We start from the raw sequence: 19573 nt of genomic DNA, 5'->3' as shown, positions 1-19573 counted from the left end.
CACTCGATCCGCGGGGAGAACAAACGGGCCGCAAAGCGAACAACTTGTGCACCGTTGCGGACCCTTCAGAGCGCTGGCGAGTGGCCGATGTATATAGCAATGGATCAGACCTTGCCCGCGCGGGATCGGCGGGAGAAAGTAGCTCTCAGCGCGCGGAGAGGAGCGGCGTGACGAGGCGGGTGAGCTGGGCATTTGCGCTCTGTGCGCTGACCCTTGCCGTCGGTTACGTGCTGGTCCCGACGGCCGGGCTGCTGTGCTACGTCGGGCTGGTCGCGGCGACGTTCGCGGCGATCGGCTACGGCATCCGCCGGCACCGCCCGCGCCGCAAGCTCCCGTGGGTGCTGTGGGCCGGCGGCTCGTGCACCCTCGCGGCCGGCACCGCGGCGGCGCTCGTCGTGGACTCCACGCGGTACCCGTCCATCGTGGACGCCATCTCGCTCGGCGGCACGTTCCCGCTGCTGCTGCTCGGTCTGCTGATGCTGAGCCGGTCCGGGGCGGCCAACCGGGACTGGGCCGTCATCGCCGACTCGGCCATCTTCACCGCCGGCGCGGGGCTGCTGGCGTGGGTGTACCTCATCGAGCCGTACCTCAGCGACCCCGGCCTCACCGCCGGGCAGAAGGCCGTGTCCATCGCCTACCCGCTGTGCGACGTGATGCTGCTGGCCATCATGGTGCGGATGGTGCTGGAGGCCCGCCGCAGCTGGAGCGTGGCGCTGCTGCTGACCTCCGGCGCGGTCCTGCTCGTCTCCGACGTCGTGTTCAGCCTGCGCCGCCTCAACGGGGACTGGGACCTCGGCAGCTTCGTCGACGTCGGCTGGATCGTCTTCTTCGCCGCCGGCGGGCTCGCCGCGCTGCACCCGTCGATGGCCGAGCTCTCCGAGCCGCGGGTCATCGGCTCCACCCAGGTCAAGCCGCGCCGGGCCGTGCTCGGGGTGGCCTCCCTGGTCGCGCCCGGCATCCTGTTCGCCGAGGCGCTGACCGGCCCGGTGCACAACGGCCTGGTCATCGCGGTCGGCTCGGCCGCGCTCGTCGCCCTCTCGCTCGGCCGCGGCAGCCTGGCCGCCCGCAGCGTCGGGCACACGCTGTCCCGCGAGCGCGCGCTGCGCCGGGCCTGCGAGGCGCTGCTCTCGGCGACCGAGGTGTCCGGGGTCGAGGCGGTCGTGCGCCGCGCGGTCGGCTCGCTGCTGCGGCCGGGCACCGCGCACCGCACGGTCCTGCGCGTTCCGGCGACCCGTGCGGACGGGATGCGCATGCGGTACATCCGCGAGCTCGACGACCAGGAGCTGGAGGGCTTCGAACTCGCGTTGTACTGCCCGCTGAGCATCGGCGGCGTCCGGCTCGGCGAGCTCTGGGTGGCCGCCGACGAGCGGGCCCTGGTGACCCTGCAGGAGTCGGTGCGCGTGCTCGCCGGGCAGGCCGCGAGCATGCTCGACCACATCGCGCTGAACCGCGAGATCACGCGGCGGGACAGCGAGGCGTACTTCCGGACCCTGGTGCTGAACGCGGCCGACGTGATCCTCATCGTCGGCGAGGACGACGTCATCACCTACGCGAGCCCCTCGGCCCGCCCGCTGTTCGGCGCCGACACGGTGGGCCGCGCGCTCGGCGACGTGCTGCGGCCCGGCGAGACGGCGATCCGCGCCGACGGCAGCACCGCCGAGGTCGAGGTCACCGTGCGCGACCTCAGCGACGAGCCGACGGTCGCCGGGCGGGTGCTCACCATCCACGACGTGACCGAGCGCCGCCGGCTCGAACGGGAACTGCTCGACCGCGCGTACCTCGACCCGCTCACCGGCCTCGGCAACCGCCTGCGCTTCCAGGACTGCGTGCAGGGCGCCACGGCGGCGGCGGTGCTCATCGTGGACATCGACGGCTTCCGTACCGTCAACGACACCATGGGCCAAGAGGTCGGCGACGAGCTGCTGCGCGCGTTCGGCGCCCGGCTGGTCGAGATCTGCCCGCCGCTGGCGACCGTCGCCCGCCTCGGCGCCGACGAGTTCGGCGTGCTCGTGCCCACCACCGAGGTCGCCGCGGTCGAGGCGCTGGCCCGGCACATCGTCGAGGAGTTCCGCCCGCCGTTCCTGGTCGGCGGCAGCGTGGTGACGGCGCCGCCCAGCGTGGGCGCGGCCATCTCGCACCAGCAGGACCCGGACGACCCCGCGAAGCTGCTGCGGGAGGCCGACGTGGCCCTGGAGAGCGCGAAGGGCACCCCGGAGCGCTGGCGCCGCTACGAGTCGGCCATGCACGCCCAGGCCCTGCGCCGGATGCGGCTGCGCACCGACCTGGACCAGGCCCTGGCCACCGACGCCTTCGTGCTGCACTACCAGCCGATCGTCGACCTCGCCACCGGCCGCCCGCACGGCTTCGAGGCCCTGGTGCGCTGGCAGCATCCGTCCCTCGGCCTGGTGCCCCCGCTGGAGTTCATCGAGATCGCCGAGGAATGCGGCCAGATCGTCCCGCTGGGCGACTGGGTCATGCGCAACGCCATCGCCACCGCCGTCAAGTTCCGGCAGTTGTACCCCACTGAGTCCCCGACCATGAGCGTCAACGTGTCGGTGCGCCAGTTCCGCTCACCCGGCTTCGTCCAGCGCGTCCTCACCGAGCTGGCCCAGGCCCAGCTTCCCGCGGGCGCGCTCACGGTCGAGATCACCGAGAGCCTGCTCCTCGGCGACGACGAGCACATCCACGCCGACCTGGCCACCCTGCGCGCCGCCGGCGTCAAGGTCTCGATCGACGACTTCGGCACCGGGTACTCGTCGCTGTCCTACCTGCACCGCGTCCCCGTCGACGCGCTCAAACTGGACAAGTCCTTCGTGGACACCATCTCCACCTCGCGGCGCCAGTACGACCTGGTGCGGGGCATTGTGCAGCTCGCCCGTACCCTCGACCTGAGCGTGGTGGCCGAGGGCATCGAGACGGAGGCGCACCGGCAGCGCCTGGCCGACCTGCGCTGCGGCTTCGGCCAGGGCTACCTGTTCACCAAACCCCTGCCGTTCGCGGAGGCCCTGTCCTGGCTGCGCAACCAGGACGTGGTGGAGCCGGCCGCTTAGATCGTCAGGATCCAGTGGTCGCACTGGATCGGTTCGCCTTCGTAGTCCATCTCGCAGGGCCCCTGGTTCACGAACCCGGTGCGCCGGGCCACCACGGCCGCGGCCCGGTTCCCGGTTCCGATGAACGCATGGATCTCCCGCACACCCCCGCCGGCGCGCACCTCATCGACGATGAGCCGCACCGCCCCAGCCGCCAGCCCGTGCCGCTGGGCCCGCCCGGGCCGCAGCATGATCCCGAGCTCGTGGATCTCGCTGCCCTCCCACTCGCTGCGGAACACGGCCACCACGCCGGCGGGTGCCTCGCCGCCGTGGTCCTCTTGCAGGATCGTGCGGTACCACTCCCGGTCCCGCCCTTCGAGCCGCCGCCGGTGCACCCGCTCGGCCCGCTCGCCCACCGCCGCCCCGCCGAGATGGCGCATGACCTCGGAATCGCCCTCCAGCTCGACGGTGAGCCGCCGATCCTCCTCGCCGTAAGGCCGCAACCTCATCCATTGATCATCTCAGACTTCCGCGGGAACGATCGCCAAGAGCTGCGTGGGCGGCTCGAGCGCGTCCACCAGGGTGTCGCCCTCCAGCCAGAGCCCCCCGGCCCGACACACGAGCGCGGCGGCGGCTTCTACGGGACAGGGCAGCGGAGCGCCGCAGGCCCCGCACTTCTCGGGATCGTCGGGGTCCCGCTCGAGGTGGCGGGTCTGCAGCTCAGCGGCGGTGGTGACGAGAACGCTGTCCGGATCAAGATGCAACATGGCACTGATGGTCCCGATTGATCTCGCTCCAGCGACCGCACGAAACGGGTGATCTCGCCTTTCACCCTGTTTGCCGCGGCCTCCAAAGGCTGTACACCGACTCCCCGTAGCCGCGGTATCCCGCGTCGGAGAGCCACTCGTTCAGGATCGCGGCGGCGGCGTCACGCAGCGGGACGTGCTTCGGCCCGATCGCGAGCGTCTTGACGTGCTGGGTTCGCTGCGTCGCCCCTCGCCGCTGTACTTCGCCAAGGTTGACCGCCCGGTCGAGGTCCGAACGCGTCACGAGCATGAGCTGTGTCGCGGTGCTCTGACCGGGGTGCACCCCGCCGCGCTTACGGTGCAACTCCGGAATGAGATCTGATGCCTGCGACACGGCCGAGATCACGGCGTACAAGATCGCCAACGTCGGCACTTGGCATTCGGACGCATCGTGCTCGATCGTCGGGGCGAACGGCAGCAAGGCGCCGGGATCGTCTTCCTCGGCCTTGAGCAACTCCAGGATCTGCCGCGCTACCGCCCGGCGACGGTTGGGCCACCGGACATCGTCCTCGTCGAGCGAAATCGAGCGGGTCAGCCGCATCGGCCAGGTCGCGGTGCGCTCGGACAACGCGCGCGTGTCCGACGCGTTGCACGAACTCACCGGCGTCAGAATCAACCAGGGTCGGCGCGTTGGTCCCTTGATATACGGTCGTTTCAACCAGCCGCGAGGCAATATCGAGCAACGGGACGCCTTCATCGATCGCGGCCGTCAGTCGCCGGTCGACTTCGTCGGTGCCCCACACTTCCTCGACCCATTCGACGAGCGCTTGCGTCGCGTCCGGCGGGGCGTCGTCACCGAGGCGCGCACTGGTGAGCACGCGGTCCCAGGCTGCGTCGGTGGCGGCCCTGGCGACCATCGCCCGCCATTCAGACCTGGCGCCGGCGTCCGACGACACGCGGGCCCGAGGCGGAAAGCCTGTCGGAGCACGGAGGGGAACCGCTGCCAATGCGAAGTATCGGTCGATGTGGTCAGCGTCGTTGGCCCGGCGGTCGCGTTTACGTTTCCGCTGCCATGTGGCGTTCTGCCCGTATTGCCCGTCCGGCTCCAGCGCCGAGCCACGCTCGACAAGGCCTGCCGGGCCTTGCTACCCCGGCGGCGAGGCCGATCGCCGCGAGCACCTAGGCTCCCAGCTCGTCTGAGCCCCCGAACGCCCAAGGGTTAATCCAGGCGACCGCCATTCCACGGCCGAGAGGCCGGACACACTGCGTGACGCTACCGCAGGGCGGCAAGCAGGTCCGGGAGGCGGGGCCCAGGGCGCGGGCACCGGCGATCGGGTCGGTGTAGTCGCGGGTGTGGACGATCAGCCCGTCGGCGAGCGTCATCACCATCACGAAGCGGAGCACGAACGGGGCGTCCGTCGCCAGCATCACGCCCTTGACGTCATACTCCAGGACGACCGTCGTCCCGTCCGCGCATTCGTGGATCCGGGGATTGAGCACCTCCGTGTAGCGGCGTACCGCGGTGCCGGCCCGGAAGCGCGCCCGCAAGTCCTCCCGGGAGATCTCCAAGCGGTCCGGCATCAGGCCCGGCACCGCGAACGGCATCTCGATGACCGCCCGCGGCGCATAACAATCGGCCAGATCTCCCGGGTCCGGCGAGACGACCGCGGCCAGGAAGCGTGCAACCAAGCTCATAACCGGAGCGTAGACTCCGGCTAGAATCGGAGTCAAGGCTCCGCATAGGCGGCAGTGGAAATTTCAGGCGATCGCCGGGACAACGGGGACAAACGTATCGAAGCGCTTGACTGGCCCGGGGCGCGGCGAAAGATGGGAGCGCTTCCAACCGCCATCGAGAAGCTTCTAAGGAGCCCCATGCGGTACCGCACCACTACCCTCGCGGTGGCCGGTGGTCTGCTGCTCGCCTCGGCCGGAGCGGTTCTGCTGCCGACCTCGGCCCAGGCCGCCGCCGGTTGTCAGGTCACGTACACCACCAACGACTGGAACGGTGGCTTCACCGCGGCCATCACGATCAAGAACCTGGGCGATCCGGTGTCGTCCTGGAACCTCGGGTGGACGTTCCCGGCCGGGCAGCACGTCGATCAGGGATGGTCGGCCACCTACACCCAGTCCGGCGCGAGCGTCACCGCCGCCAGTATGTCGTACAACGGCAGTCTGGCCACCAATGCCAGCACCAGTATCGGTTTCAACGGGTCCTGGTCCGGGTCCAACCCGAAGCCGACCGCCTTCACGTTGAACGGGGTCGCCTGTAACGGGACGACGACCACGTCGCCGACGCCGTCGAGGAGTCCCAGCCAGAGTCCCAGCGCCAGCACGAGCCCGCCGCCGGTGGGAGCGGCGCCCAGGCTCAAGGTCAGTGGGAACAAGCTCGTCACGGGCACCGGCGGGACGTACCGGCTGCTGGGGGTCAATCGCTCGGGGGGCGAGTTCGCCTGCATTCAGGGTAACGGGATCTGGGACGGGCCGATGGATCAGGCGTCGGTCACCGCCATGCGCAGCTGGAAGATCCGGACCGTTCGGGTGCCGCTGAACGAGGAGTGCTGGGTCGGGACCAGCAACGTGCAGGCGGCGTACGGCGGGGTGAACTACCAGAACGCCGTCAAGGCCTACGTGAACCTGCTCGTGAGCAACGGGATCACGCCGATCGTGGAGATGCACTGGAACTACGGGCAGTACACGGGGCCCTCGGCGGGCTGCTCCGACGTCAAGGCGACCTGCCAGAAGCCGATGCCGGACGCGCAGTACGCGCCGACGTTCTGGACCGGGGTCGCGAACGCGTTCAAGGGCAACGACGCCGTCGTGCTCGACCTGTTCAACGAGCCGTACCCGGAGCGGGCCACCGGCAGCGCCACCAGCGGCTGGACCTGCTGGCGGGACGGCGGCACGTGCACCGGCATCGGGTACCAGGTGGCGGGCTTCCAGTCGCTCGTCAACGCGGTGCGGGCGACCGGGGCGACCAACGTCATCATGATCGGCGGGCTGGCGTACTCGAACGATCTGACGCAGTGGCTGCAGTACAAGCCGGCCGATCCGCTGAACAACATCGCGGCGTTCGCGCACATCTACAACTTCAACACCTGCTCGAACACCTCCTGCTACGACAGTCAGCTCGCGCCGGTCGCGGCGCAGGTGCCGCTGGCGCTCACCGAGATCGGTGAGAACGACTGTGCGCACGGGTTCGTCGACACGCTCATGAACTGGGCGGACAGCAAGGGGATCGGGTACCTCGGGTGGACCTGGAACACCTGGGACTGCTCGACCGGGCCCTCGCTGATCAGCAACTACAACGGCACCGCGACGAACTTCGGGCAGGGCATCAAGGACCACCTCGCGGGGGTTTCCTCATGAAGAAACTCGCACTGGGCGCCGCCACGGTGCTTGCCCTGGGCACGTTCGCCGTCATCACGAATCAAGCCGAGGCGGCCACGCAGACGCTGCAATCCCTTGCAGCGGCCAACGGGCGGTACTTCGGGTCCGCCACCGACAATCCGGAGCTCTCCGACACGGCGTACACCGCGATCCTCGGCGGCGGCGAGTTCGGGCAGACGACGCCGGGCAACGCGATGAAGTGGGACAGCACCGAGCCGGCGCAGAACTCGTTCAGCTACGCCAAGGGCGACGCCGTCGTCAGCTTCGCGCAGGCGCACGACATGAAGGTGCGCGGGCACACGCTGCTGTGGCACAACCAGCTCCCGGGCTGGGTCGCGCAGCTGCCGGCGGCGCAGGTGCAGGCGGCGATGGAGAACCACATCACCAACGTGGCCACGCACTTCAAGGGCAAGGTGTTCGCGTGGGACGTGGTCAACGAGCCGTTCAACGACGACGGCACGTTCCGCACGACCTCGCCGTTCTACGCGGCGATGGGCAGCGACTACATCGCCGACGCCTTCCGCACCGCGCGGGCCGCCGATCCGGACGCCAAGCTGTACATCAACGACTACAACACCGACGGCCAGGGTGCCAAGGCCGACGCGATGTACAACCTGGTGAAGACGCTCAAGGCGCAGGGCGTGCCGATCGACGGCGTCGGGTTCCAGGCCCACCTGGCCATCCAGTACGGCTTCCCGACCAACATGCAGGCCAACCTGCAGCGCTTCGCCGACCTCGGGGTGGACGTGGCGATCACCGAGCTCGACGTGCGGATGGTCCTGCCGCGGGACTCGGCCAAGGACGCCACCCAGGCCACGTACTACACGAACGTGGTCAAGGCGTGCGTGGCGGTGACCCGCTGCGTGGGCATCACGATCTGGGACTACACCGACAAGTACTCGTGGATTCCCGGCGTCTTCTCCGGCCAGGGCGCGGCGCTGCCGTGGGACGACTCGCTGGCCAGGAAGCCCACCGCCTACAACGCGATCGCGACCGCCCTGGGCGGCGTGGCCGAGTCGCCGAGCCCGACGAAGAGCACGAGCCCACCACCGACCGGCGCGTGCTCGGCGACCTACAGGATCGTCGGCAGCTGGCCCGGCGGCTTCCAGGGCGAAGTGACCGTCACCGGGAAGTCGGCCTGGACCGCCACATGGACGTTCGCGAACGGTCAGACGATCAGCCAGCTCTGGGGCGGCACCGTCACCCAGTCCGGCTCGTCGGTCACCGTCGCTCCGGCGTCGTGGAACAGCACGCCCCCGGCCACGTTCGGGTTCCTCGCGTCGTGGAACAACAGCACCAACGCGATCCCCGCGGTGACCTGTTCGTAAACTGAACGCATGATCAGAAGGCCCCGGTTGTCCACGACCGGGGCCTTCGCGCCGCTGCGGCAACACGCGTTCCGGGCCATGTGGATCGCCGCGCTGGCGAGCCAGGTCGGCACCTGGATGGAGACGGTCGGCGCGCAGTGGATCCTGCTCGCCCACCCGCACGCGGCCGTGACCACCGCGCTGATCCAGACCGCGACCACGCTCCCGGTCCTGTTCCTCGCCCTGCCCGGCGGCGCGCTGGCGGACGTGTTCGACCGGCGCCGGCTGCTCATCGGCATCCAGAGTGTGCAGGCGGGCACGGCCGGTACCATAGCCGCCCTTGCGTTTTTTGATCTGCTCAATCCGATCGAGCTCCTGGTGCTCACGTTCGCGCTCGGCTGCGGGGCCGCGCTGACCGTCGCGCCCTATCAGGCCCTGATCCCGGAAATGGTGCCGCGCAAGGATCTGCCGTCCGCGTCGGCGCTCGGCTCGCTCAGCGTCAACCTCGCCCGCGCGGTCGGCCCGGCGATCGCCGGCCTGCTGGTGGCGCGGCTCGGGCCGGCCTATGTGTTCGCGCTCAACGCCGTCTCGTTCGCCGCGTTCGCGGTCGTCATGGCGAGCCTGCCGCGCAAGGCCCCGGCCGCCGAGACCCTGCCGGAGGCGTTCCTGGCCGCGGTACGCGCCGGCGAGCGCTACGTCCGCTTCTCCCCGGAGATGCGCCGGATCCTGCTGCGGATCGCGCTGTTCATCACGCCCGCGGTCGCGCTGTGGGCGCTGCTGCCGGTGCTCGCCGCGCACCGCCTCGGCCTCGGCCCGACCGGCTACGGGCTGCTGCTGGCCGCGGTCGGGGCCGGCTCGATCGGCGGCGCGTTCCTGCTGCCGTGGGTACGCTCGGTGCTGACTCCGAACCGCTCGTACGCGGTCTGCGCGGCCGTCTACGCCGCCGTGCTCGCCGCGCTGGCCCTGACCCGCTCCCCCGGGCTCGCGGCGGCGGCGCTGGTGCCGGCGGGCGCGGCCTGGATCGTGGTGCTGAGCAACTCGAACGCGGCCGTGCAGCTGTTCCTGCCCGGCTGGGTGCGCGCCCGCGGGCTGTCGGCCTACCAGTTCGTGTTCTCCGGATCGCAGGCGCTCGCCGCGGCGGCCTGGGGCGTGGCCGCCGATCGCTTCGGAGTTCCCGGTCCACTCCTTTTCGCGGTGGTACTGCTCGTGCTCGCCCTGATCAGCGGACGCTGGTGGCCGTACCTGGACACCGTGCCGCTCGACCGCGGCACGAAGGTGCACTGGCCGGAGCCGCACCTGCTGATCGAGCCGGAGGAGGCGGAGGGGCCGGTCGTGGTGCTGCTGCGCTACCGGGTGCCCGAGGAACGCCAGCCCGACTTCGTGCGGGCCATGCACCGGGTCCGCGAGGCGCGGCTGCGCACCGGGGCCCTGCAGTGGGGCGTGTTCCGCTCCGGCGAACACCCCGGCACCATGGTGGAGATCTACACGGTCGCGTCGTGGGAGGAGCACCGCCGCCAGCACGACGAACGGCTCACCGCGGCCGACTACGACGACGAGCTCGCCGCGCAGTCCCATGCCGACGGCGAGCCCGAAGTGACCCATCTGTTCAGCGGGTCACCGTGAACATGAAACATCCATAGGCGATGTTGCGGCTGTCGACCCGTACGACCTCGGGATGGGCCAGGATCGCGGCCAGCGCGGCCTGCGGGTCGGTGCCGTCGTGCGCGCGGGTCGACGGGTGGATCCAGCCGCGGGCGTCGTAGGCCCGCAGCACCTGCGGCCGGTGCGCCCAGTCGGCCGGGTAGCCGGCGTCGGCCGGGCCGTCGCAGCGCGCGGCGTGCGCGAAGACGGCGCCGATCTCGCGGTACGGGCTCGGCGGCAGCTTCGGCTCGTAGCCGAACAGCAGCAGCCGCTCCCCTTCGGTGGCGTCGCGCAGGCAGCAGCGCAGCGGCTCGCCGCCCGTGGCCACCCACGGCTCGGGCGCGTTGCCGGAGGCGTCGAGATTCGTGCGGCGGACGGTTTCCAGCGTGCCGGCGTCGATGGCGTGAATGGTGTACATGCCCTCAGCCTGCCCCCGCGAAACGCCTGATGCTGGCGGGAATCGGTCCTCGCATCAAGTGCTAGTGGATCATGCGAGGTCCGGGTCGCTTCCGTACCGTTGAACAGGTGGAACGGCTACCCCTGGACGAGAACGCCGCCGCGGTGGCGCGGCTCAAGACACTCATCGACTCCCTCGGCGACGAGGGACTGGCCAAACCGGTGGCGCCCGGCTGGAGCGTCGCGACCGTCCTGGCGGAGCTCGCGTTCTGGGACCGCTGGGCGCTGACCCTCATGCGGCGCTGGCGGTCCGGGCACCTGCCGCCGCCGACCGTCCCGAACTGGTACGACGACGCCATCAACGACACGCTGCTGCCCACCTGGCAGGCCCTGCCCGGCCCGGTCGCGGCCCAGCTGGCGTGCCACGCGGCCGAAGAGGCCGACCTGGAGATCCGCAAGGCCGAGACGCCGGTGGTAGCCGGCATCCTGGCCGCGGGCCAGGCCAACTTGCTCAACCGCTACGTCCCGCGCAACGCCGCCTTGGACCGCATCGAAGCGGCTCTCTAAGGCACGAACAGGCCCAGAAACGGCGGCGGGGTAGGTGGAGTGACCACCTACCCCGCTTTCGCGTCTGCGGACCGCTCAGGCGTCGAACTCCTTGCGGATGTCCTCGAGGATCTTCGCGGTCTCCGTCGGCGGGCGGGCCTCGACGCACAGGCGCTCCATGGCCTCGGCGTAGAGGTCGACGTCGTCGCGCTTGTCGAGGTACAGCGCCGACGTGAGCTGCTCGATGTAGACCACGTCGGGCAGGTCGTCGTCGGGGAAGCGCAGGATCGTGAAGGCGCCGCCGGCCGCCGCGTGGCCGCCCGCGTTGAACGGGATCACCTGCAGCCGCACGTTGGGCAGCGTGTTGTTGATCTCCAGCAGGGCGTCGAGCTGGGCCCGCATGATGTCGTGGCCGCCGATCGGGCGGCGCAGGGCGGCCTCGTCGACGACCATCCACAGCTTCGGCGCGTCGGGCCGGGTCAGGATCTGCTGGCGCTGCAGGCGGAGCTCCACCCGGCGCTCGATCTCGTCCTCCTTGGCCCGGCCGTGGCCGAGCAGGACGACGGCGCGGGCGTACTCCGCCGTCTGTAACAGCCCCGGCACGAACTGCACCTCGTAGGTGCGGATCAGCGCGGCCGCCGCCTCCAGCCCGAGGTAGGAGTGGAACCAGCTGGGCAGCACGTCGCCGAAGCGGTGCCACCAGCCCGGGTTGTTGGCGTCGCGGGCCAGGGCCAGCAGGCGCGTGCGCTCCTCGGGGTCGTCGACCCCGTACAGAGTGAGCAGGTCGGCGACGTCGCGCTCCTTGAAGCCGACGCGGCCCAGCTCCATCCGGCTGATCTTGGACTCCGACGAGCGGATCTCCCAGCCGGCGTCCTCCCGGGTCACCCCCTGCGCCTCACGCAGGCGCCGCAGATGGGCGCCCAGCAGCATCCGGAGGACCGTGGGGCCTCCGGACGCTCCTCCTTCAGTCAGACCGCTCGTCACCGTGCTGCCTCCGGGACCGTCATGGTCAACCAGTCACTCCGCCGCGGGGCTCCCCACGACCGGAGTAAGCATGCCATGACCCGACAGTAAGCGGGAGTGGGCTCGCGAGGCTCTGGCGGATGCGAGCCTGCTCGATCTTCCGGACGGTATTACTCAGCCGCTAACAGATTGTCGAAGTCGCCGTCGGCGGCGCCTCCGACGAAGGCGGCGATCTCCTCGTAGGTGTAAATGAGTGCGGGACCCTCGGGGTCACGCGAGTTGCGCATCGCGAAGCCGGTCCCGTCGGGCAGGCGGGCCAGCTCGACACAGTTGCCGCTGGGGTTGCTGCGGCGGCTCTTCTGCCAGGTCACACCGGGGAGGTGGCCGGCCGGCATCCCGTTGTACGTCTGCTCCATCGACATCTCTCTGATGACCTTGGTTGAAAGTTCACCAAGCAACCGGCGTCTGCACGTGCATCGGCTCTTGCTTCTGCAGCCGATAAAGCGCATGCTAGCGCATGTGCGGATGTCAGGGGTCGCTCACACTTTGTGATCAAAACCCGACATCCGGGCCCAAAATGATCGAGCGGCTTCCCCAGCTGCGATCTGAAGGGAACGTGCGCATGGATCCCCTCGCCTTCCTGGCCGGTGCGGCCGCGACGGCTGGGGCGTGCGCGGGCGTTCCCCTCTATCTACGCGCGCGCCGCGCCGAGCGGCTCGCCATCCGGCTCGGCGCGGAGCTCGAGATCGTCCGCCACGCGGCCAGCCACGACCCGCTCACCGGCCTGCCGAACCGCCGCGCGTTCTACTTGCGCGGCACCGAGCTGGTGGCGGATCGCAACCGGCATCCCCTCGTCGCCGTCGTGCTCGACGTCGACGGGTTCAAGCAGATCAACGACGTGTTCGGTCACTCGGCCGGCGACGAGGTGCTCGTGACGACCGCCCGCCGCCTCTCCGCGTACGCCGACGACGGGCTGGTGGCACGGCTCGGCGGCGACGAGTTCGCGGGACTGCTCCCCTGCCGCCCCGGCAGCAGCCAGGAGCAGGCCGACCGGCTCGCCGAGGCCCTCGCCGCACCCATGCGGCTGGGCGGTCAGGTCGTCACCGTGAGCGTGTCCGTCGGGCTCGTCCCCGTCGAGCCCGACGCACACCTCGCCGACGCCGTCCACCGGGCCGACGCCGCCATGTACCGCGTCAAGGGCGCCCATCGCCGCCCGCACCCGCCCGCTCAGCCCCTCGCGATCCGGATCGGCGAGCAGCACGTGCTGCACCATGCGACGCTCCGGCTCGCCAAGCCGCGCGAGACCTCCCCCCGTCCGTCCACGGCGACCTGAAGGATTCGCTATGGAGCTTCCAGACCTCGTCCGTCAGCGCCGCCGGCACCAGCCGCGCCCGCGCGGATGGCTCGCCGCGAAGTTGAAGCGTGGCGAGCTGTGCCGTGACTGCGGGCGGCCGTGGCCGTGCGACGAGTACGTGACGGCCCGCAACTCGGTGCTCGTCTACGCCCTGCGACGCCTCGAGGTCGCCCGGCCCGGGAGCCTTGGGTGACGACGGAGGCGCACATGCCGGCCCGCCCGCAGTGGCGGTGCACCGGGTGTGCGGATCCGTGGCCGTGCGCGGCGAAGCGGGAACAACTCGTCGCCGAGTACAGCGAGAACCCCGGCGCCCTGCGCACGCTGATGGCGCTGCGGGTCGCCGACGCCGCCGAGGACCTTCGCCAGTACGGCGCCGAGCAGCTCTGGCAGCGCTTCCTGGGCTGGCTGCCCGCGCCTGGGCAGGGTCCGATCATCCGCTGGGTGGCCAACCCACCGCTCGGCGGCAACCGCCGGCTGGGCCCGCCCCGCCAGCAGATCGACCCGCGGACCGCCGGCACCGCCGCGCAGGCCGCCGCGGCCCAGGTCTCTACGCTGTCCGGGCCACCAGCGGGTAATGGTCCGAACCGGATTCCGCCTCCCCGCCGGTCACGACGCGGCAATCGGTGAACCGGGCGGCCGTTTCCGGGGTCGCCCACAGATAGTCCAGCCGCAGCCGGGTGAACTCGTGCCCGCCACCGGCGGTCGTCGGCACGGTCCACGGCTGGCCGGTGCCGCAGCGCCGGAAGACGTCCACGAGCCCGCGGCGGGCCAGCAGGGCGGTCGCGCGCGCGTCGGGCTTGCCGCGATCGAGGTGGCGTCGACGGTACCGTGGCGGCAGTTCCTCCAAACGCTCCCCGTGATCGGTCCACGGGTCGAGCGTGTTGAGGTCCCCGAGCAGGACACCCTCCCCCTGGCGGCGCAGAAAACCGGCCAGCCAGCCGGCCTCGATCCGCCGGACGTCCCCGCGGTAGGGGAACAGGTGGGCCGACACCAGCGTGAGCGGCCCGGCCGGGGTCGCCACCCGCACCCACGCCGCGGCATGGAAGAACGGCCGCCGCACCCGGCCCGCCCCGAGCACCCGCAGATGCCGGGCGACCAGCAGGCCGACCGCCTGCCCGCGCCAGGACGTCGCCAGGAACTGCCGCATGCCGGTCACGGCGCCCAGGTCCGGCTCGCCGCGCAGCTCCTGCAGGGCCACCACGTCGGGAGCCCGGCCGGCGATGATCCGGCCGATCGCGCCGAGCCGATCGCCGCCGCCGTGCCGGATGTTGTACGTCATGAGCGTCAGCGACATATCGTGCCCTCGTGAACCCTGGAGTACAGCCGGCCCTCGACGCCCTGCGCGACGCGCGGGACGAGGCCACCCGCACGCTGACCGACCTGATCCGCATCCCCAGTGTGGGCGGGACCGCCGCGGAAAGCGAGATCGTCCACCACGTGGCGGACCTCCTGCGGGCCGAGGGCGTCGAGCTCGACCTGTGGCAGCTCCCGGTGGCCGAGCTGGCCGCGCGGGCCGACTTCCCGGGCATGGAGGTCGAGCGCACCGAGGCGTGGGGCCTGGTCGCGCGGGTCCCGGGCACCGACCCGGACGCGCCGTCGCTGATGTTCAACGGCCACCTGGACGTGGTCCCGCCCGGCGACCCCGGCACCTGGACCACCTCGCCCTGGTCCGGCGACATCCGGGACGGCCACGCGTACGGCCGCGGCGCCTGCGACATGAAGGGCGGCTTCGTCTCGGCGCTGCAGGCGCTGCTCGCCGTGCACCGCACCGGCACCCGGCCGCGCGGCGACCTGCTGCTGGCCGCGGTCGTCGGCGAGGAGGACGGCGGCCTCGGCACGTTCGCGGCCCTGCACCGCGGCTGGCGCGCCGGCGCCTGCGTGATCACCGAGCCCACCGCCCTGGACGTGCTGGCCGCGAACGGCGGCGCGCTGACCTTCCGGCTGCGGGTGCCGGGCCTGGCCGCTCACGCCTGCGCGCGCACGTCCGGGGTCAGCGCGGTCGAGAAGTTCCAACTGATTTTTCCGGTACTGCGAGCGCTGGAAGCCGGCCGCAACCGCACGGTCGACCCGATGATGCGCCGGTGGGACATCGCCTATCCGCTGGAGATCGGCACGGTGCGGGCCGGCGACTGGGCCTCGACGGTGCCCGACCTGCTCGTGGCCGAGGGCCGGTTCGGGGTGGCCCTGGACGAACCGGTCGACGCGGCCCGCGCCGAGTTCGAGGCGACCGTGGCCGCCGCGTGCGCGGAGGACCCGTGGCTCAAGGAGCACCCGGTCACGGTCGAGTGGTGGGGCGGTCAGTTCGCCTCCGGCCGCTGCCCGGACGGCACCGACCTCGTCCAGCGGGTGGTCCGCACGCATCAGGCGGTCAGCGGGGCCGAGCCGGCCGTGGTGGGCGCCCCGTACGGCTCCGACCTGCGGCTGCTGACCGGCGCCGGGGTGCCCGCGGTCCAGTTCGGGCCCGGGGTCGGCTACGGGCACTGCCCCGACGAGCGGGTCTCGCTGGACCAGGTGCACGCGTGCGCCGAGACGCTGGTGCACCTAGCGCTCCGGGCCAATGACTGATAGTAGTTTTACCGGAACCTGATGCAGTCGAGGGTCCCGAGCCATTGACCCGTAGCTGTTAAGACAGTTAACTAAATTTCTGGATCGGCCAACCGATCGGGTTATTGCATATATCGATGGTCTTCATATAGTGATGGGTATGACTGGCTTACCGTTACGCGAACCCACGTTCCTGGTCCTGACGGCCCTGGCAGCCGAGTCACAACATGGGTACAGCATCCTCGAGGACGTCCGCCGGATCTCCGAGGGACGGGTCCGGCTGCAGGCCGGGACGCTGTACGGCATCCTCGACCGGCTCCGGGCCGACGGCCTGATCGAGGTGGACCGCGAGGAGGTCGTGGCCTCCCGGCTGCGGCGCTACTACCGGCTCACCGGCATCGGCCGCGACCTGCTCAGCGCCGAGACCGACCGGCTGCACCGCAACGCGGCCGCCGCCGATCGCCGGCTCCACCTGGCCGCCGGCGGCGCCGCGGCTTAGGGGCGGAAGGCCCTTCGGGCACTTTCGGATTCCGTTCGATGTCCTGAGGTGCAGTGGGGGAGCTTCGCTCCACCCACACCCCCTCAAAACCGCAGCGAGGCATGCCCGAAGGGGGCCGCTACTGGCCCTTTGTGTAGGTGCCGGGCGTCACGCCGACGTGGCGCCTGAAGTGCCGGTGCAGGTGCGCCTGGTCGTGGAAACCCACCTCGGCCGCCACCTCGGCCGGCTTGCGCCCCGCCAGCAACAGGCGACGGGCGCGCTCGATGCGCCGGCTCATGAGGTACCGGTGCGGCGGCAACCCGAACGCGGATGTGAACGTGCGCACGAGGTGTCCCGGGTGGGCGCCCAGCAGCACACCCGCCTCCCGCAGCGTGATCCCGCCCGCGGTGTTGGCGTCGAGCAGCTCCCGCAGCCGGTCGGCCAGCCGCCGCGGCGCCACGGCGGGCTCCCGGTAATGCCGGTCGAGATGCGCGCGGAGCCGACCTTGAATCAGCGCCAGCCGGCTCTCGGCCTCCAGTTCGTCGCCCGGCGAATGCAGACTTTCGTGCAATCGATCGATGCGCAGCCGCAGGATCGGATCGTCGAAGCCGGCGGCGTCCACGGCCGCGCCCGTGAGGTACACCGGCAAAACCGACGAATCCAGGTAGACCACCCGCTTGCGAAACCCGGCCCCGGTCGCCGCCCGTCCATCATGTGGGACATCGGGCGGCAGGAGGGTGACGCTCGCGCCCGCCGCGCCGCGGTGGTGTCTGTCCAGATCGAACCGGATCGCCCCGGAATCGACGATGAGCAGCGTCCAGGCGTCGTGGACGTGCAGCGGATACGCGTGCGACACGAAATGGGCGTGGAAGACCTCGGCGACGCCCGGCACCCGCGGGCGCCACGCGCTGACGAGCTCGGACGCCATGTGCACAACGTACAAGCCAGGCGGCCCGGCCGGGATCAGGCTCGGACCATGAGCTTCCCCACCAAGATCGCCGTCCTGCTCCGCGACGACCTGCCGACCTGGCAGCGGCTCAACGTCACCGCGTTCGTCGTCTCCGGCGTGGCCGGCACCTCCCCGGAGCTGCTCGGCGAGGACTACGAGGACGCGGACGGGACCCGGTATCTGCCGATGTTCGGCCAGCCGGTGATGGTCTTCGAGGGCGACGCGGCCGTGCTCGCCGCCGCGCACGGCCGGGCCGTCGAGCGCGGGGTGGCCTGCGCGGTCTTCACCCAGGAGCTGTTCGCGACCGGCAACGACACCGACAACCGGGCCGCGGTGCGCGCCGTCGCCCGCGCCGACCTCAAGCTGGCCGGGCTCGCGGTGCACGGCCCGAAGAACGCGATCGACCGGATTCTCAAGGGCGCGCGGCTGCACGGCTGAAGTTGTCCATCGCGGCTCCGGCTCGTTCGTCCTTAGGGTGACACTGGATGTTCGAAGGAGCTCGCCATGACGATGTACGCCGCGTTCACCTACACCGAGGACGTCGACTGGACCCGCCCCGAGCAGGCCCAGGAGATGCTGGAGTACAACGCGTTCGCGAAGGCCGCGGCCGCGGTCATCAAGGGCGGCCACGCGCTCTACCCGACGGCCAGCGCCACCACCGTCCGCGTCCAGGGCGGCAAGGGTGGCGAGGTGCTGACCACCGACGGGCCGTACACCGAGACGAAGGAGGCCCTGACCGGCTTCTACCTGCTCGACTGCGCCGACCTGGACGAGGCCGTGGCGGTCGCGGCCACCATCCCGGCCGCGTGGAACGGCGCCGTCGAGATCCGCCCGGTGATCGTCTTCAACCGGTAGTGGAGCCGCTCGAACGCCTGGTGCGGGACGAGGGGGCGGTCGTGCTGGCCACCCTCGTCCGCGTCACCGGGCGGCTGGACCTGGCCGAGGACGCGACCCAGGACGCGCTGGAGAAGGCGCTGGTCACCTGGCCCGCCACCGGCGTGCCGGACAACCCGCGGGCGTGGCTGATCGTGGCCGCCCGGCACCGCGCGATCGACATCATGCGGCGGGAGGCGCAACGGCCGGTCAAGGAGGCGCTGTTCGATGCTGCCCCGTCCTCCGACCGCGATGACCTGCTGAGCTTGATCTTCATGTGCTGCCACCCCGCGCTGTCGGTGGATGCCCAGGTGGCGCTCGCCCTGCGGACCCTCGGCGGGCTCGCCACCGCGGACGTGGCCCGGGCGCTGCTCGTGCCGGAGCCGACCGTCGCCAAGCGGCTGACCAGGGCCAAGCAGAAGATCCAACAGGCGCGGATTCCGTACCGTGTGCCGCCCGAGCACGACCTGCCCGCCCGGCTGACCGCGGTCGCCGCGACGGTGTACCTGATCTTCAACGAGGGCTACACGAACGGCACCCCGCTGCTGGTCGGCGAGGCGCTGCGGCTGGCCCGGCTGATGCCCGACGAGCCGACCGCGCTCGGGCTGCTGGCCCTGCTCCTGCTGCAGAGCTCCCGCCACTCCCCCGAACTGCTCGCCGACCAGGACCGCTCGCGCTGGGACCGGCGCGTCATCCGGGAGGGCGTGATCGTGCTCGGCGACGCCCTGCGCCACAGCCCCGACCGCCCCGACCGGTACGCCGTCCAGGCCGCCATCGCCGCCTGCCACGCCCTCGCGCCGTCGTACGAGCAGACCCCGTGGGACGCGGTCGTCTCCTGGTACGACGTCCTGCGCACCGTCCACGACACGCCCGTGGTCCGGCTGAACCGCGCGGCCGCGATCGCCGAACGCGACGGCCCGGCGGCCGCGTTGCCGCTGGTCGAGGCGCTGGCCGGGCTGGAGTCGTACCCCTGGTGGCACGCGACCCGGGGCGAGCTGCTGGTGCGGCTGGGGCGGACCGCGGAGGCGGCCGCCGCGTTCGAGGCCGCGCTGGCGCTCGACCTGCCGGCGCCGGCCCGGCTCAGGGTGATTTCAGCGGCGCGTCAGGCCCGGGCGGCATCGTGCTCGCATGAGCCTCACCGCCCCGGACTCGATCGTTGACCGGTTACCCGTCATGCAGCTGCTGGACCGGCTGCCGCCCCGCCGCCGCGCCGTGCTGGTGCTGCGGTACTGCTGTGACCTCTCCATCGACCAGACCGCCCGCGCGCTCGGCTGCTCGCCGGGCACCGTGAAGAGCCAGTCCGCCCGGGCCCTGGCCACGCTCCGCGTGCTCTCGGCCCGCGCCATGCTGTGATCTTGCC

General features: G+C 71.3%; 23 protein-coding genes. 14 read left to right on the top strand and 9 right to left on the bottom strand.

Annotation, left to right across the window (positions count from 1 at the left end):
* The first annotated feature begins 167 nt into the window (after positions 1-167).
* Complete coding sequence (locus ACQP00_RS11960) at positions 168-3050, top strand: putative bifunctional diguanylate cyclase/phosphodiesterase (RefSeq protein WP_433218252.1); 2883 nt, start codon at positions 168-170, stop codon at positions 3048-3050.
* Here ACQP00_RS11960 and ACQP00_RS11955 read toward each other — a convergent pair.
* The 4 genes from ACQP00_RS11955 to ACQP00_RS11940 all read right to left on the bottom strand — a co-directional run bounded on the left by ACQP00_RS11955 (position 3047) and on the right by ACQP00_RS11940 (position 5470).
* Positions 3047-3538, bottom strand: coding sequence for a GNAT family N-acetyltransferase (locus ACQP00_RS11955; RefSeq protein WP_433218250.1), 492 nt, complete (start codon positions 3536-3538; stop codon positions 3047-3049). The genes ACQP00_RS11960 and ACQP00_RS11955 overlap by 4 nt on opposite strands.
* Before the next feature lie 12 nt (positions 3539-3550).
* Positions 3551-3796, bottom strand: a complete 246-nt coding sequence (locus tag ACQP00_RS11950) for a hypothetical protein (RefSeq protein ID WP_433218248.1) — start codon at positions 3794-3796, stop codon at positions 3551-3553.
* 61 nt (positions 3797-3857) lie between these two features.
* A complete protein-coding gene (locus ACQP00_RS11945) occupies positions 3858-4436 on the bottom strand; it encodes a hypothetical protein (RefSeq protein ID WP_433218246.1) in 579 nt (192 codons plus the stop codon).
* 518 nt (positions 4437-4954) lie between these two features.
* On the bottom strand, positions 4955-5470 hold the full coding sequence (locus ACQP00_RS11940) for a nuclear transport factor 2 family protein (RefSeq protein ID WP_433218244.1): 516 nt from the start codon (positions 5468-5470) through the stop codon (positions 4955-4957).
* 177 nt (positions 5471-5647) lie between these two features.
* Here ACQP00_RS11940 and ACQP00_RS11935 point away from each other — a divergent pair, with 177 nt between their 5' ends.
* The 3 genes from ACQP00_RS11935 to ACQP00_RS11925 are packed head-to-tail and all read left to right on the top strand — an operon-like array spanning position 5648 to position 10092.
* Positions 5648-7141, top strand: a complete 1494-nt coding sequence (locus ACQP00_RS11935; RefSeq protein WP_433218242.1) for a cellulose binding domain-containing protein — start codon at positions 5648-5650, stop codon at positions 7139-7141.
* Complete coding sequence (locus tag ACQP00_RS11930; RefSeq protein WP_433218240.1) at positions 7138-8490, top strand: endo-1,4-beta-xylanase; 1353 nt, start codon at positions 7138-7140, stop codon at positions 8488-8490. The genes ACQP00_RS11935 and ACQP00_RS11930 overlap by 4 nt, the downstream gene beginning before the upstream one ends.
* Positions 8491-8499: 9 nt before the next feature.
* Positions 8500-10092, top strand: a complete 1593-nt coding sequence (locus tag ACQP00_RS11925; RefSeq protein WP_433218238.1) for an MFS transporter — start codon at positions 8500-8502, stop codon at positions 10090-10092.
* Here ACQP00_RS11925 and ACQP00_RS11920 read toward each other — a convergent pair.
* Positions 10076-10528: a DUF1203 domain-containing protein gene (locus ACQP00_RS11920; protein WP_433218236.1), complete on the bottom strand. Its 453-nt coding sequence runs from the start codon at positions 10526-10528 to the stop codon at positions 10076-10078. The two genes, ACQP00_RS11925 and ACQP00_RS11920, sit on opposite strands and share 17 nt — an antisense overlap.
* Before the next feature lie 107 nt (positions 10529-10635).
* Between ACQP00_RS11920 and ACQP00_RS11915 the strand changes: the two genes are divergently transcribed.
* On the top strand, positions 10636-11073 hold the full coding sequence (locus tag ACQP00_RS11915) for a hypothetical protein (RefSeq protein ID WP_433218234.1): 438 nt from the start codon (positions 10636-10638) through the stop codon (positions 11071-11073).
* A gap of 75 nt (positions 11074-11148) precedes the next feature.
* Here ACQP00_RS11915 and ACQP00_RS11910 read toward each other — a convergent pair whose 3' ends face one another.
* Positions 11149-11982 (bottom strand): helix-turn-helix domain-containing protein, encoded by an 834-nt coding sequence (locus ACQP00_RS11910; protein ID WP_433218232.1) that lies wholly within the window; start codon positions 11980-11982, stop codon positions 11149-11151.
* A gap of 203 nt (positions 11983-12185) precedes the next feature.
* Positions 12186-12431, bottom strand: coding sequence for a DUF397 domain-containing protein (locus ACQP00_RS11905; RefSeq protein WP_433058961.1), 246 nt, complete (start codon positions 12429-12431; stop codon positions 12186-12188).
* A 206-nt stretch (positions 12432-12637) separates the two neighbouring features.
* Here ACQP00_RS11905 and ACQP00_RS11900 point away from each other — a divergent pair, with 206 nt between their 5' ends.
* The 3 genes from ACQP00_RS11900 to ACQP00_RS11890 are packed head-to-tail and all read left to right on the top strand — an operon-like array spanning position 12638 to position 13996.
* Positions 12638-13348 carry a GGDEF domain-containing protein gene (locus tag ACQP00_RS11900; RefSeq protein WP_433218230.1) on the top strand — a complete coding sequence of 237 codons (711 nt, stop codon included), beginning with the start codon at positions 12638-12640 and terminating at the stop codon, positions 13346-13348.
* Positions 13349-13358: 10 nt separating this feature from the next.
* The gene (locus tag ACQP00_RS11895; RefSeq protein ID WP_433058957.1) at positions 13359-13562 is read left to right on the top strand and encodes a hypothetical protein; all 204 of its coding nucleotides are present in this window, start codon (positions 13359-13361) and stop codon (positions 13560-13562) included.
* Positions 13559-13996: a hypothetical protein gene (locus ACQP00_RS11890; protein ID WP_433218228.1), complete on the top strand. Its 438-nt coding sequence runs from the start codon at positions 13559-13561 to the stop codon at positions 13994-13996. Before ACQP00_RS11895 ends, ACQP00_RS11890 begins: the two co-directional genes overlap by 4 nt.
* Here the strand turns inward: ACQP00_RS11890 and ACQP00_RS11885 are convergent.
* A complete protein-coding gene (locus ACQP00_RS11885) occupies positions 13917-14663 on the bottom strand; it encodes an endonuclease/exonuclease/phosphatase family protein (protein ID WP_433218226.1) in 747 nt (248 codons plus the stop codon). The genes ACQP00_RS11890 and ACQP00_RS11885 overlap by 80 nt on opposite strands.
* A gap of 11 nt (positions 14664-14674) precedes the next feature.
* Here ACQP00_RS11885 and ACQP00_RS11880 point away from each other — a divergent pair, with 11 nt between their 5' ends.
* Entirely contained in the window at positions 14675-15934 is a 1260-nt protein-coding gene (locus ACQP00_RS11880) for an ArgE/DapE family deacylase (protein WP_433218224.1), read from the top strand.
* 139 nt (positions 15935-16073) lie between these two features.
* Positions 16074-16412, top strand: coding sequence for a PadR family transcriptional regulator (locus tag ACQP00_RS11875; protein ID WP_433218222.1), 339 nt, complete (start codon positions 16074-16076; stop codon positions 16410-16412).
* A 118-nt stretch (positions 16413-16530) separates the two neighbouring features.
* Here the strand turns inward: ACQP00_RS11875 and ACQP00_RS11870 are convergent, their stop codons facing one another.
* Positions 16531-17319 (bottom strand): AraC family transcriptional regulator, encoded by a 789-nt coding sequence (locus ACQP00_RS11870; RefSeq protein WP_433218220.1) that lies wholly within the window; start codon positions 17317-17319, stop codon positions 16531-16533.
* Between the two features lie 48 nt (positions 17320-17367).
* On the opposite strand from ACQP00_RS11870, the gene ACQP00_RS11865 reads away from it, so the two are divergent.
* The 4 genes from ACQP00_RS11865 to ACQP00_RS11850 all read left to right on the top strand — a co-directional run bounded on the left by ACQP00_RS11865 (position 17368) and on the right by ACQP00_RS11850 (position 19566).
* Positions 17368-17778, top strand: coding sequence for a DUF2000 family protein (locus ACQP00_RS11865; protein ID WP_433218218.1), 411 nt, complete (start codon positions 17368-17370; stop codon positions 17776-17778).
* A gap of 66 nt (positions 17779-17844) precedes the next feature.
* Positions 17845-18195, top strand: a complete 351-nt coding sequence (locus tag ACQP00_RS11860) for a YciI family protein (protein ID WP_433218216.1) — start codon at positions 17845-17847, stop codon at positions 18193-18195.
* Positions 18195-19373 (top strand): RNA polymerase sigma factor, encoded by a 1179-nt coding sequence (locus ACQP00_RS11855; protein ID WP_433218214.1) that lies wholly within the window; start codon positions 18195-18197, stop codon positions 19371-19373. The genes ACQP00_RS11860 and ACQP00_RS11855 overlap by 1 nt, the downstream gene beginning before the upstream one ends.
* The gene (locus ACQP00_RS11850) at positions 19342-19566 is read left to right on the top strand and encodes a sigma-70 family RNA polymerase sigma factor (protein ID WP_433218212.1); all 225 of its coding nucleotides are present in this window, start codon (positions 19342-19344) and stop codon (positions 19564-19566) included. Before ACQP00_RS11855 ends, ACQP00_RS11850 begins: the two co-directional genes overlap by 32 nt.
* The last annotated feature ends 7 nt before the right edge of the window (positions 19567-19573 follow it).

The sequence above is a fragment of the Dactylosporangium sp. CS-047395 genome (assembly GCF_050942185.1).
Taxonomy (GTDB): Bacteria; Actinomycetota; Actinomycetes; order Mycobacteriales; family Micromonosporaceae; genus Dactylosporangium.
This window is presented reverse-complemented; position numbering and strand designations above follow the sequence as displayed.

Excerpts from the sequence above, each read along its gene's own strand:
- ACQP00_RS11955 (WP_433218250.1), bottom strand. The coding sequence starts at position 3,538 with ATGAGGTTGCGGCCTTACGGCGAGGAGGATCGGCGGCTCACCGTCGAG.
- ACQP00_RS11950 (WP_433218248.1), bottom strand. The coding sequence starts at position 3,796 with ATGTTGCATCTTGATCCGGACAGCGTTCTCGTCACCACCGCCGCTGAG.
- ACQP00_RS11940 (WP_433218244.1), bottom strand. The coding sequence starts at position 5,470 with ATGAGCTTGGTTGCACGCTTCCTGGCCGCGGTCGTCTCGCCGGACCCG.
- ACQP00_RS11935 (WP_433218242.1), top strand. The coding sequence starts at position 5,648 with ATGCGGTACCGCACCACTACCCTCGCGGTGGCCGGTGGTCTGCTGCTC.
- ACQP00_RS11930 (WP_433218240.1), top strand. The coding sequence starts at position 7,138 with ATGAAGAAACTCGCACTGGGCGCCGCCACGGTGCTTGCCCTGGGCACG.
- ACQP00_RS11925 (WP_433218238.1), top strand. The coding sequence starts at position 8,500 with ATGATCAGAAGGCCCCGGTTGTCCACGACCGGGGCCTTCGCGCCGCTG.
- ACQP00_RS11920 (WP_433218236.1), bottom strand. The coding sequence starts at position 10,528 with ATGTACACCATTCACGCCATCGACGCCGGCACGCTGGAAACCGTCCGC.
- ACQP00_RS11910 (WP_433218232.1), bottom strand. The coding sequence starts at position 11,982 with ATGCTGCTGGGCGCCCATCTGCGGCGCCTGCGTGAGGCGCAGGGGGTG.
- ACQP00_RS11905 (WP_433058961.1), bottom strand. The coding sequence starts at position 12,431 with ATGGAGCAGACGTACAACGGGATGCCGGCCGGCCACCTCCCCGGTGTG.
- ACQP00_RS11900 (WP_433218230.1), top strand. The coding sequence starts at position 12,638 with ATGGATCCCCTCGCCTTCCTGGCCGGTGCGGCCGCGACGGCTGGGGCG.
- ACQP00_RS11895 (WP_433058957.1), top strand. The coding sequence starts at position 13,359 with ATGGAGCTTCCAGACCTCGTCCGTCAGCGCCGCCGGCACCAGCCGCGC.
- ACQP00_RS11885 (WP_433218226.1), bottom strand. The coding sequence starts at position 14,663 with ATGTCGCTGACGCTCATGACGTACAACATCCGGCACGGCGGCGGCGAT.
- ACQP00_RS11875 (WP_433218222.1), top strand. The coding sequence starts at position 16,074 with ATGACTGGCTTACCGTTACGCGAACCCACGTTCCTGGTCCTGACGGCC.
- ACQP00_RS11870 (WP_433218220.1), bottom strand. The coding sequence starts at position 17,319 with ATGGCGTCCGAGCTCGTCAGCGCGTGGCGCCCGCGGGTGCCGGGCGTC.
- ACQP00_RS11865 (WP_433218218.1), top strand. The coding sequence starts at position 17,368 with ATGAGCTTCCCCACCAAGATCGCCGTCCTGCTCCGCGACGACCTGCCG.
- ACQP00_RS11860 (WP_433218216.1), top strand. The coding sequence starts at position 17,845 with ATGACGATGTACGCCGCGTTCACCTACACCGAGGACGTCGACTGGACC.
- ACQP00_RS11850 (WP_433218212.1), top strand. The coding sequence starts at position 19,342 with ATGAGCCTCACCGCCCCGGACTCGATCGTTGACCGGTTACCCGTCATG.